The organism is Pseudomonas sp. CFII68 (genome assembly GCF_000416195.1).
In the GTDB taxonomy this organism is placed as follows: domain Bacteria; phylum Pseudomonadota; class Gammaproteobacteria; order Pseudomonadales; family Pseudomonadaceae; genus Aquipseudomonas; species Aquipseudomonas kilonensis.
This window is the reverse complement of record NZ_ATLN01000053.1, coordinates 26,284-40,985: the sequence shown is the minus strand read 5'-3', so window position 1 is coordinate 40,985 and position 14,702 is coordinate 26,284. Positions and strand designations below refer to the sequence as shown.

The window sequence follows — 14,702 nt, the reverse complement described above, 5'->3', positions numbered from 1 at the left end:
CGCCCCACAAACCGGGCATTGAGGTTGCGATGCGCTGGGTCTGTATTCTCTTCCCGCAATTGGCGCTGGACGCCGCGCTGCGTCAGCGCCCCGATCCCGAGCAGCCCCTGGCATTGCTGACCGGTCCGGCCCAGCGTCGGGTGCTGCAAGCGGTGAATGCGCCGGCACGAGCCCTGGGCTTGCGCCCCGGCCAGACCATGACCGCCGCCCAGGCCTTGAGCAAAGGCTTTGCCACCGCCGAATACGACGCGGCGCAGATCGAATATTGGCAACAGTTCCTGGCAGCCTGGGCCTACCGTTTCAGCTCCCAGGTCAGCGTGCATTACCCGCGTACGCTGCTGTTCGAGATCGAGTCGAGCCTGGGCCTGTTTGGCCCCTGGCCGGTGTTCGAGGCGCGCTTGCGGGCCGAGCTGACCGAGCTGGGCTTTCGCCATCGCATCGTCGCCGCTCCCAATCCGGTGGCGGCGCGGGTGTTGGCCAATGCCTACGACGCCCTGGTGGTGCCCGACGCCGAGACTTTGCAGCAATGCCTGGGAGACATGCCCGTGGAGCGGATCGGCCTGGAACCCGAGGTCGCCACGGCGCTGTCGCGCATGGGCCTACGCCGCCTGAGCCAGGTCCAGGCCTTGCCCCGGCAGACCCTGGCTCGGCGCTTCGAGGCCCAGGTGCTCAAGCACCTCGACGCGCTGACGGGCAGTCGCACCCTGGCGCTGTCGTTCTACCTGCCGCCAGACCGTTTCGATGTACGCATCGAACTCAACTACGACGTTCAGTCCCATCAGGCGCTGCTGTTTCCGTTGCGCCGGCTGACCGGTGACTTGTCGGCCTTCCTGTGCGGACGCGACAGCGGCGTGCAGCGTTTCGACCTGCACCTGGAGCACGCCGGGTTGCCGGATACCGTGATCAAGGTCGGCCTGCTCAGCGCCGAACGGGACCCAGCGATGCTCTTCGAACTGGCCCGCGGTCGCTTGGAACAGGTGCAGGTCGCGGCCCCGGTGCGGGGTTTTCGTTTGTGTGCCGAGGACCTGCCGAGTTTCGTGCCCCAGCGCCTGGAGCTGTTCGACGAGCGCCCGCAACAGTCCTTGCCTTGGGAGCAACTGCGCGAACGGCTGCGGGCGCGGCTGGGGGATGACGCGGTGCAGGGCCTGGGGTTTCGCGATGACCATCGACCTGAATGCGCCTGGCAAATGACGCCCCAACCCCGGCCCCAGGCCGGCCCGGTGCGCGCTGGCGTGCAGCGTCCCGGCTGGTTGCTGAATGAGGCCCAGGTACTGCAGGACAGCCAGGCGCGAGTCCTCATGGGCCCGGAGCGCATCGAGACCGGCTGGTGGGACGGTGCCGACGTACGCCGCGACTACTACCTGATCGAAACCCGCAGCGGACAACGTGGCTGGGCCTATCGAACGGTGGGCGAGGGCGGGCCGTTGTGGCTGCAGGGTTGGTTCGCATGAGCGTTGAGTATGCCGAGCTGCATTGCCTGTCGAACTTCAGCTTCCAGCGCGGCGCCTCCAGTGCCCTGGAGCTGTGTCGTCGGGCCAGGCAAGAGGGCTACCAGGCCCTGGCGATCACCGACGAATGCACCTTGGCCGGAATCGTCCGGGCCTGGCAGGCGGCCAAGGAACTGGAGCTGCAACTGATCGTCGGCAGCGAAATCCAGGTCGAGAACGGCCCGAAACTGGTGTTGCTGGTGGAAGACCTGGAAGGCTATCAAGCCTTGTGCCGGCTGATCACCCGCGCCCGGCGTCGCAGCGAGAAGGGCTACTATCGCATCGTGCGAGAGGATTTCGACCAGCCCTTGCCGGGGCTGCTGGCGTTGTGGATAGCCGAGGGCAACGACGCTGAGGAACACGGGCGTTGGCTCCAGCCGATCTTTGCCGGGCGCCTGTGGCTGGCGGTCCAGTTGCATTGTGGGCAGGACGACCGCCGCCGGTTGGCAGACTCGTTGGCGCTGGCCGAGCGCTTGAATCTTCCCGCCGTGGCCAGTGGCGATGTGCACATGCACGTGCGTGGTCGTCGTGCCTTGCAGGACACCATGACCGCCATCCGTCACCACGTTACAGTGGCCGAGGCTGGCCAGCGCCTGCACCCCAACGGCGAGCGCCACTTGCGCAGCCGCAAGGATCTGGCCGATCTCTACCCGCGGGCCTTGCTCGACGAAACCCTGAACATCGCCCGGCGCTGCACCTTCGATCTTGGCCAACTGCGTTACCAATACCCCCGCGAGCTGGTGCCCGAGGGGCATGATCCGGCGTCCTGGCTGCGGGAACTGACCGAGCGTGGCATGCGCGAGCGGTGGAAGGCTGGCGTGACAGACAAAGTGCGGGCACAGATCGACAAGGAACTGAGCCTGATCGCCGAGTTGGGTTATGACAGCTATTTCCTCACCGTACAGGACATCGTCAGCTTCGCCCGCAGCCGCCATATCCTTTGCCAGGGGCGCGGTTCGGCGGCCAACTCGGCGGTGTGCTACGCCTTGGGCATCACCGAAATCGACCCCAGCCTTACCAGCCTGCTGTTCGAACGCTTCCTGTCCCGGGAGCGCAACGAGCCGCCGGACATCGACGTCGACTTTGAACATGAGCGTCGCGAGGAAGTGCTGCAGTACGTGTTCCAGCGCTATGGCCGTCATCGTGCGGCATTGACGGCGGTGGTCAGCAGTTACCACGGCGCCGGGGCGGTGCGCGATGTGGCCAAGGCCCTGGGCCTGCCGCCGGACCAGATCAACGCCCTGGCCGATTGCTGTGGCCGCTGGAGCGACGAGGCGCCGCCAGTGGAGCGCTTGCGTGAAGGCGGCTTCGACCCGGACAGCCCGGTGTTGCGCCGGGTCCTGAGCCTGACCCGGCAATTGATCGGTTTTCCCCGGCATTTGTCCCAGCACCCTGGCGGCTTCGTGATTTCCGAGCAGCCCCTGGACACCCTGGTGCCGGTGGAAAACGCCGCCATGGCCGAACGCACCATCATCCAGTGGGACAAGGACGACCTGGACGCGGTCGGGTTACTCAAGGTGGACATCCTGGCCCTGGGCATGCTCAGTGCGATTCGTCGCTGTTTCGATTTGATCGAGCACTACCGGGGCCAGCGCTACGCCCTGGCGTCGCTGCCCAAGGATGATCGGGCGACCTACGAAATGATCAGCCGCGCCGACACCATCGGTGTGTTCCAGATCGAGTCCCGGGCGCAGATGTCGATGTTGCCTCGGCTGAGACCCAAGACCTTCTACGATTTGGTCATCGAAGTGGCGATCGTGCGACCCGGGCCAATCCAGGGTGGGATGGTGCATCCGTACCTGCGGCGCAGAAACAAAGAAGAGGCGGTGACTTATCCCTCTGAAGCGTTGAAGGAAGTGCTCAACCGCACCCTGGGTGTTCCCTTGTTCCAGGAGCAGGTCATGCAGATCGCCATCGTCGCGGCCGATTACACCCCGGGTGAAGCAGACCAATTGCGTCGCTCCATGGCTGCCTGGAAACGTCACGGTGGGTTGGAACCCCATCGGGAACGCCTGGCGCAAGGGATGAAGAAAAACGGCTACACCGCTGAGTTTGCCGCGCAAATCTTCGAACAGATCAAAGGCTTCGGCAATTACGGTTTCCCGGAATCCCACGCCGCCAGTTTCGCCTTGCTGACCTACGCCAGCAGTTGGCTCAAATGCCACGAACCGGCGGCGTTCGCCTGTGCCCTGATCAACAGTTGGCCCATGGGGTTCTACAGCCCGGACCAGATCCTCCAGGATGCCCGCCGGCATCAACTGTCGATCCGTCCGGTGGACGTGCGCGCCAGCGATTGGGATTGCAGCCTCGAGCCCATGGACGGTCGGCAACCGGCGATCCGCATGGGGCTGCGCATGGTCAAGGGCTTTCGCGAAGAGGATGCCCGCCGTATCGAAGCGGCCCGCCGGCATCGGCCCTTCAGCGACGTGGCTGACTTGGGCGAGCGCGCGCAACTCGATGCCCGGGCCCAGGCGCAACTGGCCGATGCCGGTGCCTTGCAGGGCTTGGCCGGTGATCGCCATCGTGCCCGCTGGGAGGTGGCCGGGGTGCAGAAGCAACTGGGCTTGTTCGCTGGTTTGCCCTGCCAGGAGGAACCGCCTGTGGCCCTGCCAAAACCCACGCTGGGGGAAAACCTGTTTGCCGATTACACCACGCTCGGCACGACACTGGGCCCTCATCCGCTGGCCCTGCTGCGTCCCGAACTGCGCGCCCGGCGCTGCCGCAGTTCACGGGAGTTGCAGGATGTGGAGCATGGCCGCAACGTCAGCGTCGCCGGGCTGGTCACCGGCCGCCAACGCCCGGGCACGGCCAGTGGCGTGACCTTTGTCACCCTGGAAGATGAATTCGGCAACCTCAACGTGGTGGTCTGGCGCGACCTGGCCGAGCGCCAGCGCAAGACCCTGGTGGGCTCGCAGTTGCTCAAGGTCGACGGGCGCTGGGAAAGCGTCGGCGAGGTCCGCCACCTGATCGCCGGGCGCCTGAGCGACCTGACCGAGTTGTTGGCGGGCATCCAGGTGCAGAGCCGTGATTTCCGCTGAATCCGCACGTTGTTTTAGGCTGGAGACACGATTTCTGCGGCAACGGAATTACGTGGCGAGGGGATTTATCCCCGCTGGGTTGCGAAGCAACCCCATGATTCATCAGCCACTGTGATGTGTCAGACAGGACGCAGGGGGTTGCTGCGCAACCCAGCGGGGATAAATCCCCTCGCCACAGATATTTACTTTTGCCACAGGAATCATGTCCTCGATCCAAACAGCACCCTCACATGAAACCAAACGCCAACCCAGCGCTCGAAGCTCTGATCGCAAGGGATTTGTGTATGCCGACTCCCAGCAGGCATTTTGAGGTTCAGAATCGACCATGCAGTTTCTATCCCAGAATCACGGGTGCCCTGGATGGGGCGGTGAAATGGCCGGGCGTATCCGGGCGTTCGATTGGAGCCGGACCGAGTTGGGCGCCATCGAGCACTGGTCCGCCAGCCTGCGCAGCGCCGTTCAGTTGTTGCTGGCTTCGCCCCTGCCGATGGTGATGTTGTGGGGCCGCCAGGGCTTCATGATCTACAACGATGCCTATGCCGAGTTCGCCGGTGGCCGCCATCCTTACCTGCTGGGGTGCGCGGTGGAGTTGGGCTGGCCGGAGGTCGCCGAATTCAATCGGCATGTGCTGGACGTCTGCCTGGCCGGCGGCACCTTGTCCTACCGCAGCAAAGAGTTGGTCCTGCTGCGCGATGGCAAGCCTGAAGATGTGTGGATGGACCTCTATTACAGCCCGGTGCCCGATGACGACCAGTCCCCGGCGGGCGTGCTGGCGATTGTGGTGGAAACCACCGAGCTCGTGTTGACCGAGCGTGCCCGGCAAGAGGCCGAACGCAGTTACCGAGCCGTCAATGAACGCATCCAGTTGGCCCTCTCGGCCGGACCATTGCTGGGATCGTTCGTCTGGGACATCCAAGCCGACACGCTGTCGGGCGATGAGCGTTTCGCCCGTACCTTCAACTACCCGCCAGACTGTTCGCTGGACGCACTGCCCATCGAAATCGCCCGCCAGCGCATCCACGCGGATGACCTTGAAGAGGTCAACCAGCGGATCGAACTGACCGTGCGTACGGGCATCCCCTACAGCGCTGAATATCGGGTGCGCCGCATAGGCGGTGATGACCTGTGGGTGCTGGCCAGCGGTCGCTGCGAATTCGATGCCACGGGCAAGCCCCTGCGTTTTCCAGGTGTGCTGATTGACATCAATGAACGCAAGACAGCCGAAGCTTCGCTGCTCAAATTCACCCGCGACCTGGAACAGCGGGTCGCCGACGAGGTGCAGGCGCGACTGGCGGCAGAAGAACAGTTGCGTCAATCGCAAAAGCTCGAGGCCATTGGCGGTCTCACGGGTGGCGTGGCCCATGACTTCAACAACCTGCTGCAAGTGATTGCCGGCAACCTGCACTTGCTGGCCCGCCACGAGCGGGACAACGTCAACGTGCAACGGCGGGTCAGTGCCTCCATCGAAGCCGTGGAGCGGGGGGCCAAGTTGTCATCGCAACTGCTGGCTTTTGCCCGGCGCCAGCCATTGTCACCGGCGGTCTACAACCCACGACGCATCTACGAGGGTATGGGTGAGCTGCTGCAACGGGCCTTGGGTGAAACCATCCAGATTGAAGTGAGCCTGCCCCAGGAACCCTGGTGCATCCACGTCGATCGCAATCAATTGGAAAACGCCCTGTTGAACCTGGCGATCAATGCCCGCGATGCCATGGGCGGCGAGGGCATCATCCGCCTGATCGGGGAGAACATCGGGCTCGATAAAACGTTCTGTGCCGGCAAGGGGATCTCGGCCGGCGACTATGTCCGGCTGTCGGTGATCGACTGCGGTGCCGGCATGCCGCCCGAGATCCTGAAGCAGGTGTTCGAACCGTTTTTCACCACCAAGACCGATGGCCAGGGCACTGGGCTTGGATTGAGCATGGTGTTCGGGTTCGTCAAGCAGAGTGGCGGCCATATCGAGATCTCCAGCGACCTGGGCGAGGGCACGCGGGTACGGATGTATTTTCCTCGAAGCCTTGCGCCCGAAGCGGGCGAAACCGAGCAACACGACGCGCTTCAGTCCGGCCGGCAAGAGACGATCCTGGTGGTGGAGGACAACGACGAGGTGCGCAGCGCGTCGGTGGAACTACTGGAGCAGTCTGGCTATCGGACCCTCACGGCCGCCAACGGCGATGAGGCGATGAGGCTGCTGCTGGAAGGCATCTCGGTGGACCTGATCTTCACCGACGTCGTCATGCCCGGCCTGATCAAGAGTTCCGACCTCGCCGCCTGGGCCAAGGTGCAGAACCCACCGGTCCCGGTGCTGTTCACCTCGGGGCACACCCGGGACATCATCTCCCGCAACCATCAGTTGAGCCCCGATACCCATTTGTTGAGCAAACCCTACGGCCCGGACGCGCTGACCCGGATGGTGAGGAGTGTGCTGGGCGGCTGATCGCGGCACTGCAAACAAATGGAACCGATGCCGTCGCGTCACTTTCGAATGTTCGAGACCGGTCATCCATCCGGCCCTGCCATGAACGAGGTGCCTATGAACGACGATCCCGCAACCACCCAACCACTGCGCCCTGCCGGAACGGACCAGGCCCAGAGCGCCGCCACGGAGGTCGATCAGAAGAATCGTCATAGGGACAATGACAACACCTTCAGCCCCGGCTTCAAGCCTGAACCGGATCGGCCGAAATCTGGCGAGGATACTGACGCTGATATCGACACCGATGGTGGCTAGCCCATGACGGATGTGCGACACCGATTCATTGTGGGAGCGAGCTTACTCGCGATGACTGTGGCAAATTCGATATCCCTGTGACTGGACCACCGCTATCGCGAGCAAGCTCGCTCCCACAGGGAGGGCTTCGAAAAAACGGCGCTTCCCTTCCAACGGAGGCGCCGGGCTTTTTTCGTGCCTCGCTCTACTTGCTTGGATGCGCAGCCTGAAGTTTCTTGGCGGCTTCCAGGTGATGTTGCAGTTCCGGCAGCATCTTCTGGGCGAACGCCTTGAGTTCGGTATTGCCAGCCTTCTTGTCGTCGGTAACGGTTTCGGCTTCTTTCTTGAACAGGGCGATGGTTTCTTCGTGGGCCTTGACCTGGTTGTTGGCGTAGGCCGCATCAAAAGACTCATCGCGCACGTCGAGAATCTTCGCCTTGGCTTTTTTCATCAACGTGGTGTCGTCGGGTACTTCGATGTCATGTTTTTGCGCCAGGGCTTTCAGCTCTTCGTTGGCCTTGGTGTGGTCGGTGATCATCTTGTTGGCGAATTCCTTGATGTCCGCCGATTGGCTTTTTTCCAAGGCCAGTTTGCTGGTCTCGATTTCTGCAATGCCACCGGCCGCCGCGTTGTCGACAAAGTCGTTGGAAGTCGCGGCCCATGCCATGCCCATGCTGGTACTCAGGGCAACTGCCAGGCCGAGTTGACGCAGGGTGAATCTGTCCATAGGTAAGTCTCCACACACGTTGAACGAGCGATTCTTGTCGTCTCTGCTCAATGGAGGGCGAGGCACCGGCAAAGGTTTGATCGCCAAGCGATCCGGTACGACGAACGGTCACCGCTGGTCGGATTGGCGGTCGACAGAACCCTGTCGAGGAGGCCATCCTGATAATCGACGGGCGCCGCAAGGGCGTCTGCCACCGACCCATCGAAGGAGGTGTTCCATGCCGGTGTCCCACGATTTGTGCCAGGATCTCAAATGCACAAAAGACCACATCCAGCAAAAACGCAGCGAGAATCCAAGGCTCGACTCGTTACTTCAAAAATACTCCCAACTTGATGCCGAGGTGGTCGAAGCCGAGAAACCGTCCTCCGGCGCGTTGTCCGACGATGCTTTGGAGACGCTCAAGAAGAAGCGATTACTGGTCAAGGACGAGATCGTGGCCCACATGCAGAGGTAGTGCGAAGGGCTTTTGTGGCCAGAGATTGCTCCCGCTGGGCCGTAGGAGCTGTGTAGGAGCTGTCGAGTGCAACGAGGCTGCGATCTTTTCCCTGCCACTTGAACCTCAAGCGAAAGATCAAAAGATCGCAGGCTTCGCCAGCTCCTACAACGCGGGAGCAAGCTCTGGCCACGACGGCCCCTCATGCCTTGCCTCCCAACCTGTCAGGTCAATGGATCCCAGCGCTGCGACCAGTCGCTGCCGGTCTTGACGATCTCTCGCAACACCTCGAACGCCTGCTGCAACGCCGCTGAATCCCGATCGCGGGAGTAGACCAGGTAGGTGGGGTAGTTGAATTCCGGTGCCTTGGGCACCCGTTCCAGGATGCCGCTGTCCAGGTAGCTCTGCACGACCCGGGTGCGGAAGTAGCCGCTGCCGCCGTTTTCCAGGATGTACTGCAGGGCCAGGGGGCCGAGGTTGAAGGTCACGGCGGCCTTGGCCTTGTCTGGTAGCGCGGTGTCGTGTTGGCGCCGGAAGTCAGCACTCCAATCGATGTACACGTAGGGCTCGGGACGGGCGGCCAGGCGTACCAGGATGAGCTTTTCTTCCAGCAGCTGTTCTACCTGCAGCCGCGGCCAGTATTCGGGTTGATACACCACCGCCGCGTCCAGCAGACCCAGCTCCAGCTGTTGCAGCAGTTTCTCGCCGTCGCGGATGTCCATGCGCAGGGCATGGCCGGGAATCTTCTGGCGCAGTCCGCCGGCCCAGGCGAGCATCAACGGATTGCACAGGCTGACCTCGCCCCCCAGGTGCAAGACGTTGCGATAGCCCTCGGGCAGTGGCAGGTCCCGACGGGCTGCTTCCCAGGTCTGCACGAGCTGGTTGGCGTAGACCACAAACGCCTCGCCGTCGCTGGTCAAGCGCGCGCCGGCACGGTTGCGTACGAACAGCGCGCAGCCAAGCTGGCTTTCGAGCTTCTGGACCCGGGCGGTGATCGCCGTCTGGGTCACGTGCAGCTTTTCGGCCGCAGCAGCGAGGCTGCCGTGGCGGACGATTTCCAGGAAGGTGCGAGCGAGGTCGATGTCCATGTTCAGGCCGATACGGGGAAGCGGGCATTGTAAGAGCTGACGCGCCTCCCCGATACCTGCGAACCGCAGATCCCTTGTGGGAGCGAGCCTGCTCGCGATAGCGGCGGGGCAGCCAGCGAAGATACTTGAGGCAAAAACACGAATCCCGCCACGGGGGCGGGATTCGTTTGCAATCAAAGGCCCGCGAAGAACGCGAGCGCAGTCTCAGCCTGGGAACAGCTCGGACAGTTTCATGGCCAGCATCATGTCGCCTTCGGTGCGCAGCTTGCCGCCCATGAACGCTTGCATGCCGTCGGTGCTGCCGTCGACGATGCCCTGCAGGGTATCGCCGTCCATCACCAGGGTCACCTGGGCGTCCGGGTTCTCACCTTCCTGCAGTTCGCAGGTGCTGTCCTTGACGATCAGCGAGAAATTCTTGGTATCGTCGATGCGGAAACCGAATACCAGGTCCAGGCCGGCAGCGGCGGCTGGGTTGAACTTGGCTTTCATGGCTTGTACGGCGTCGGCTACGGAGGTCATGGTTTCGATCCTTATTTGGGTGGTACAGCAAGGGTCTACAGTAATCCGGACTCAGCGAAAGGTGATGAGGTCCGGGGCCTTCAGCAGTTGCAGGTGGGCATGGCTGTTGAAGGAAGCCAGGGCCACCTCGCGACCCCTGAATTTCAGGTGGTTGAGCGAGGTGTTGACGATTTGCCAGTTCAGTTCGAAGGCCTGTCGGGCCGGTATCTGGGTGATCAGGTGGAGCAGGGCGGTGATGGTGCCGCCGGAGGTGAATACGGCGATTTTATGGGTGTTGTCGGCTTGCTCCAGGATGCGGTGCAGGCCCGCCTGGACCCGCTCGACGAAACCCAGCCAGCTTTCCAGGCCCGGCGGGTCATACTGGCCGCTGAGCCAGCGTTCGACGATCAGTGCGAAGATGCGCTGGAACTCGGCGCGGTTCTGCGCAGCGTTGCGCAGGATATGCAGCGCCTCGGGCTCCTGGGGGAGCATGTCCGGCAGCAGGGCGCGAATGACCGCGTCGGCATCGAACTCGTTGAACGCGGCGTCGATTTCCAGCCCGGGAACCGGTAACCCGGCGGCGGACATCTGGCCCAGTGCGCCGATGGCGGTATCCTGTTGGCGACGCAGGTCACCCGAGAGGCAGCGATCGAATACGACACCGAGCTCCGCCAGGTGGCCGCCGAGCACTTGCGCCTGGCGCACGCCATTGGGTGAAAGGACATCGTAGTCGTCCGCACCAAAGGAGGCCTGGCCATGTCGAATCAGATAGATACTGCCCACGTCCGCGTCATCCCGGTACGTTGAAGGTTTGGCGAGGTTATGGGGATGGCGGTGAGCTGTCAATGAAAAAACATACGCTTGTTTGAAATGCCCGTTGCAGCCTTGTCCTGCCTCGCTCGCCTCAAGGTAACCACAGGTTTCATGACTGGCCGCGACGCAGTCGCATGGGTATGCTGGAGCCGTTACGCGCCTGCGTTCAGTGGCGCATCGCATTTAAGGAGTTGCTGTGGAGTTTTTCATCGAGTACGCCGGTTTCCTGGCCAAGACCGTGACGTTGGTGATCGCCATCCTGGTGGTGCTGGCCAGTTTTGCGGCGCTGCGCAGCAAGGGGCGGCGCAAGTCGACCGGCCAGTTGCAGGTGAGCAAACTCAACGATTTCTACAAGGGACTGCGTGAGCGCCTGGAGCAGACGCTGCTGGACAAGGATCAGCTCAAGGCGCTGCGCAAGGCCGAGGGCAAGGCTGAAAAGGCCGGGAAGAAAAACAAGGACAAGCCGGCGGCCAAGCCCCGGGTGTTCGTGCTGGATTTCGACGGTGACATCAAGGCCTCGGCCACCGAGAGCCTGCGTCATGAAATCACCGCGCTGCTGACCCTGGCGACGCCGAAGGATGAAGTGGTGCTGCGCCTGGAAAGTGGCGGCGGCATGGTCCACAGCTACGGCCTGGCCTCGTCGCAACTGGCGCGGATCCGTCAGGCCGGCGTGCCGTTGACGGTCTGCATCGACAAGGTCGCGGCCAGCGGCGGCTACATGATGGCGTGCATTGGCGAGAAGATTATCAGCGCTCCTTTTGCGATTCTGGGCTCCATCGGCGTCGTCGCGCAATTGCCCAACGTCAACCGTCTGCTGAAGAAACATGACATCGATTTCGAAGTGTTGACGGCCGGGGAATACAAACGCACGTTGACGGTGTTCGGCGAAAATACCGAGAAGGGCCGGGAGAAATTCCAGGAAGACCTGGACATCACCCATGAGCTGTTCAAGAACTTCGTGTCCAACTACCGCCCGCAACTGGCCATCGATGAAGTGGCGACCGGTGAAGTCTGGCTGGGGGTCGCGGCGCAGGGCAAGGGCTTGGTGGACGAGCTGAAAACCAGCGATGAATACCTGGCCGAGCGGGCCAAGGGTGCCGAGCTGTACCACCTGCACTACGCCGAACGCAAAAGCCTGCAGGAACGCATCGGCATGGCGGCCAGCGGTTCGGTGGATCGCGTTCTGCTCAGTTGGTGGAGCCGCCTGACCCAGCAGCGGTTCTGGTAACTCGGGGGTAGGGGCTCTCAGCGTTGAGTCCCATCGCCAATTCCCTGTGGGAGCGGGCTTGCTCGCGAAGGCGGCGGCACATCCAACATCCTCTGTTCAGACACACCGCTTTCGCGAGCAAGCCCGCTCCCACAGTGATTCCGAGGTGGCTGGGCATCGATCACTCACCCTCAAAAAAGCCCTGAACCGGTATCCCCGGCTCAGGGCTTTTTCATGGCGCTGTTTCAGCGACGACGGAACAACGGCAGCGGTTCGTCAGTGGCAGCCTGGTAGGTCACCGAGAAGTCCTTGAGGCTTTCGAGGGCTTCGTAGGGGTCTTTGTCGGCACGCAAGGCGAAGGCGTCGAAGCCGCAGCGGCGCATGTAGAACAGCTGGTCGCGCAGCACGTCGCCAATCGCCCGCAATTCACCCTTGAAACCATAGCGGTCACGCAGCAGGCGAGCGTTGGAGTAGCTGCGCCCGTCGGTGAAGGCCGGGAAGTTCAAGGCGATGACCTGCAACTGGTTGGCGTCCTCGCCGATTTCCTCGGCTTCCTCGTCGGCGTCCAGCCACACGCCCAGGCCGCCGTCGCGGGCCTTGAGGGCGTGGGCATGATCGCGCCACAGGGCCAGGGGCACGATCAGGTCGTCACAGTTGGAGATGCCGTCGAAGGTCGCGTCCTTGGGCAGCAGGTGCCAGGTTTCGTCGATGACCTCGTTGTTCTTAATGATTCGCTGCATAGACGCGTTCCTTGAAGAGGTCGATGCCAATACGTTGGTAAGTGTCGATGAAGCGCTCGTCTTCGGTACGTTGTTCGATGTACACGTCGATCAGCTTCTCGATCACGTCAGGCATGTCGTCCTGGGCAAACGACGGGCCGAGGATCTTGCCCAGGCTGGCGTCGCGGCTACCGCTGCCGCCCAGGGAGACCTGGTAGAACTCTTCGCCTTTCTTGTCCACGCCCAGGATGCCGATGTGGCCGACGTGGTGGTGACCACAGGCGTTCATGCAACCGGAAATGTTCAGGTCCAGCTCGCCGATGTCGAACAGGTAGTCCAGGTCGTCGAAACGACGCTGGATCGATTCGGCGATAGGGATCGACTTGGCGTTGGCCAGCGAGCAGAAGTCGCCGCCCGGGCAGCAGATCATGTCGGTCAGCAGGCCGATGTTCGGGGTGGCGAAACCTTGCTCGCGCAGCTCGCCCCACAGGGTGAACAACTGGCTCTGTTCAACGTCTGCCAGGATGATGTTCTGCTCGTGGGAAGTGCGTAGCTGGCCGAAGCTGTAGCGCTCGGCCAGGTCGGCCACGGCGTCCAGTTGCTTGTCGGTGATGTCGCCGGGCGCGACGCCGGTCGGCTTCAGGGACAGGGTCACCGCGACATAACCCGGCTTCTTGTGGGCCAGGGTATTGCGGGTGCGCCAGCGGGCGAAGCCCGGGTGTTCCTTGTCGAGGGCTGCCAGTTCGGCGTCCTGATTGCCCAGCGCCTTGTATTGCGGGTCGACAAAGTGCTTGGCGACGCGATGCACTTCGGCTTCGGTCAGGGTGGTCTGGCCGCCACGCAGGTGAGCCATCTCGGCGTCGACCTTCTCGGCGAACACTTCAGGCGTCAGGGCCTTGACCAGGATCTTGATCCGCGCCTTGTATTTGTTGTCGCGACGGCCGTAGCGGTTGTATACCCGCAGGATGGCGTCGAGGTAGCTCAGCAGGTCCTGCCACGGCAGGAACTCGTTGATGAACGCGCCGACCACCGGCGTACGTCCCAGGCCACCGCCCACCAGCACACGGAAGCCCAGCTCGCCGGCCGCGTTGTAGACCGTCTCCAGGCCGATGTCGTGGACTTCGATGGCCGCACGGTCCGAGGTCGAGCCGTTGATGGCGATCTTGAACTTGCGTGGCAGGTAGGCGAATTCCGGGTGGAAAGTCGTCCACTGGCGGACGATCTCGCACCATGGGCGCGGGTCGATCAGCTCGTCGGCTGCGACACCGGCGAACTGGTCGGTGGTGACGTTGCGCAGGCAGTTGCCGCTGGTCTGGATCGCGTGCATCTGCACGGTGGCCAGTTCGGCGAGAATCTCGGGCACATCTTCCAGGGCTGGCCAGTTGTACTGGACGTTCTGCCGGGTACTGATGTGGGCGTAGCCCTTGTCGTAGTCGCGGGCAATTTTCGCCAGCTTGCGCACCTGGCGCGAGGTCAGTTGGCCATAAGGCACAGCCACGCGCAGCATCGGGGCGAAGCGCTGGATATACAAGCCATTCTGCAAGCGCAGAGGGCGGAATTCTTCTTCGCTCAGCTCGCCTGCCAGATAGCGTCGGGTCTGATCACGGAACTGCTTGACGCGGTCCTCGATGATCCGCTGATCGTACTCGTCATATACGTACATATAAGTCTCGGTCTCAGGCTTGGGCCGATCAGAAACAGCTGCATGTTGGCTCGCTGGAATCGGGTTCTGCCTCGGCAATTCTGCGCGCACGGCCGCGCACTCCTAGAGGAGCCGGTGCAAGATACCTGTTTTGAGTTATGCGCAAAAGTGATGTTTGAGTATATGTAAAGAACCAAATCGACTAATGAGATTGATTATTGCCTAACCCACATTTGTCGTGCGGGCAATCATCGTCTTAACTGTGGTCGAGTCCCTATGCAATCACCTACAAAACCGACAAGAGGCGATGCAATGAGCAATCCGACCAAAGCAAGGAAAA

Annotated in this window: 12 protein-coding genes; 6 read left to right on the top strand and 6 right to left on the bottom strand. The window is 62.4% G+C overall.

Features of this window, described 5'->3' with window-relative positions:
- Window positions 1-29: 29 nt before the first annotated feature.
- The 4 genes from CFII68_RS17760 (at window position 30) to CFII68_RS0125920 (ending at window position 7,256) form a co-directional block, all read left to right on the top strand.
- Window positions 30-1,451, top strand: coding sequence for a DNA polymerase Y family protein (locus CFII68_RS17760; protein WP_018604799.1), 1,422 nt, complete (start codon window positions 30-32; stop codon window positions 1,449-1,451).
- Window positions 1,427-4,525, top strand: a complete 3,099-nt coding sequence (locus tag CFII68_RS17765; RefSeq protein WP_371103542.1) for an error-prone DNA polymerase — start codon at window positions 1,427-1,429, stop codon at window positions 4,523-4,525. The genes CFII68_RS17760 and CFII68_RS17765 overlap by 25 nt, the downstream gene beginning before the upstream one ends.
- A 325-nt stretch (window positions 4,526-4,850) precedes the next feature.
- Window positions 4,851-6,962, top strand: a complete 2,112-nt coding sequence (locus CFII68_RS17770; RefSeq protein WP_084483678.1) for an ATP-binding protein — start codon at window positions 4,851-4,853, stop codon at window positions 6,960-6,962.
- Between the two features lie 96 nt (window positions 6,963-7,058).
- Window positions 7,059-7,256, top strand: coding sequence for a hypothetical protein (locus CFII68_RS0125920; protein WP_018604793.1), 198 nt, complete (start codon window positions 7,059-7,061; stop codon window positions 7,254-7,256).
- A gap of 184 nt (window positions 7,257-7,440) precedes the next feature.
- Here CFII68_RS0125920 and CFII68_RS17775 read toward each other — a convergent pair whose 3' ends face one another.
- The gene (locus tag CFII68_RS17775; RefSeq protein ID WP_018604791.1) at window positions 7,441-7,962 is read right to left on the bottom strand and encodes a DUF4142 domain-containing protein; all 522 of its coding nucleotides are present in this window, start codon (window positions 7,960-7,962) and stop codon (window positions 7,441-7,443) included.
- Between the two features lie 217 nt (window positions 7,963-8,179).
- On the opposite strand from CFII68_RS17775, the gene CFII68_RS17780 reads away from it, so the two are divergent.
- Window positions 8,180-8,416 (top strand): YdcH family protein, encoded by a 237-nt coding sequence (locus tag CFII68_RS17780; RefSeq protein ID WP_018604789.1) that lies wholly within the window; start codon window positions 8,180-8,182, stop codon window positions 8,414-8,416.
- A gap of 203 nt (window positions 8,417-8,619) precedes the next feature.
- Here CFII68_RS17780 and CFII68_RS17785 read toward each other — a convergent pair whose 3' ends face one another.
- The 3 genes from CFII68_RS17785 to CFII68_RS17795 all read right to left on the bottom strand — a co-directional run bounded on the left by CFII68_RS17785 (window position 8,620) and on the right by CFII68_RS17795 (window position 10,764).
- Entirely contained in the window at window positions 8,620-9,483 is an 864-nt protein-coding gene (locus CFII68_RS17785; RefSeq protein WP_018604787.1) for a LysR family transcriptional regulator, read from the bottom strand.
- A 204-nt stretch (window positions 9,484-9,687) separates the two neighbouring features.
- A complete protein-coding gene (locus CFII68_RS17790) occupies window positions 9,688-10,002 on the bottom strand; it encodes an SCP2 sterol-binding domain-containing protein (RefSeq protein ID WP_018604785.1) in 315 nt (104 codons plus the stop codon).
- Between the two features lie 51 nt (window positions 10,003-10,053).
- On the bottom strand, window positions 10,054-10,764 hold the full coding sequence (locus tag CFII68_RS17795) for a histidine phosphatase family protein (protein ID WP_018604782.1): 711 nt from the start codon (window positions 10,762-10,764) through the stop codon (window positions 10,054-10,056).
- A 226-nt stretch (window positions 10,765-10,990) separates the two neighbouring features.
- Here CFII68_RS17795 and sohB point away from each other — a divergent pair, with 226 nt between their 5' ends.
- Window positions 10,991-12,022: a protease SohB gene (sohB, locus tag CFII68_RS17800; RefSeq protein ID WP_003200184.1), complete on the top strand. Its 1,032-nt coding sequence runs from the start codon at window positions 10,991-10,993 to the stop codon at window positions 12,020-12,022.
- A gap of 224 nt (window positions 12,023-12,246) precedes the next feature.
- Here sohB and CFII68_RS17805 read toward each other — a convergent pair whose 3' ends face one another.
- Both CFII68_RS17805 and CFII68_RS17810 read right to left on the bottom strand, forming a co-directional pair.
- Window positions 12,247-12,741 carry a DUF934 domain-containing protein gene (locus CFII68_RS17805; protein ID WP_018604779.1) on the bottom strand — a complete coding sequence of 165 codons (495 nt, stop codon included), beginning with the start codon at window positions 12,739-12,741 and terminating at the stop codon, window positions 12,247-12,249.
- The gene (locus tag CFII68_RS17810) at window positions 12,725-14,383 is read right to left on the bottom strand and encodes a nitrite/sulfite reductase (protein WP_018604778.1); all 1,659 of its coding nucleotides are present in this window, start codon (window positions 14,381-14,383) and stop codon (window positions 12,725-12,727) included. Before CFII68_RS17810 ends, CFII68_RS17805 begins: the two co-directional genes overlap by 17 nt.
- Between the last annotated feature and the right edge of the window lie 319 nt (window positions 14,384-14,702).

Excerpts from the sequence above, each read along its gene's own strand:
- CFII68_RS17760 (WP_018604799.1), top strand. The coding sequence starts at position 30 with ATGCGCTGGGTCTGTATTCTCTTCCCGCAATTGGCGCTGGACGCCGCG.
- CFII68_RS17770 (WP_084483678.1), top strand. The coding sequence starts at position 4,851 with ATGCAGTTTCTATCCCAGAATCACGGGTGCCCTGGATGGGGCGGTGAA.
- CFII68_RS0125920 (WP_018604793.1), top strand. The coding sequence starts at position 7,059 with ATGAACGACGATCCCGCAACCACCCAACCACTGCGCCCTGCCGGAACG.
- CFII68_RS17775 (WP_018604791.1), bottom strand. The coding sequence starts at position 7,962 with ATGGACAGATTCACCCTGCGTCAACTCGGCCTGGCAGTTGCCCTGAGT.
- CFII68_RS17780 (WP_018604789.1), top strand. The coding sequence starts at position 8,180 with ATGCCGGTGTCCCACGATTTGTGCCAGGATCTCAAATGCACAAAAGAC.
- CFII68_RS17785 (WP_018604787.1), bottom strand. The coding sequence starts at position 9,483 with ATGGACATCGACCTCGCTCGCACCTTCCTGGAAATCGTCCGCCACGGC.
- CFII68_RS17790 (WP_018604785.1), bottom strand. The coding sequence starts at position 10,002 with ATGACCTCCGTAGCCGACGCCGTACAAGCCATGAAAGCCAAGTTCAAC.
- CFII68_RS17805 (WP_018604779.1), bottom strand. The coding sequence starts at position 12,741 with ATGCAGCGAATCATTAAGAACAACGAGGTCATCGACGAAACCTGGCAC.
- CFII68_RS17810 (WP_018604778.1), bottom strand. The coding sequence starts at position 14,383 with ATGTACGTATATGACGAGTACGATCAGCGGATCATCGAGGACCGCGTC.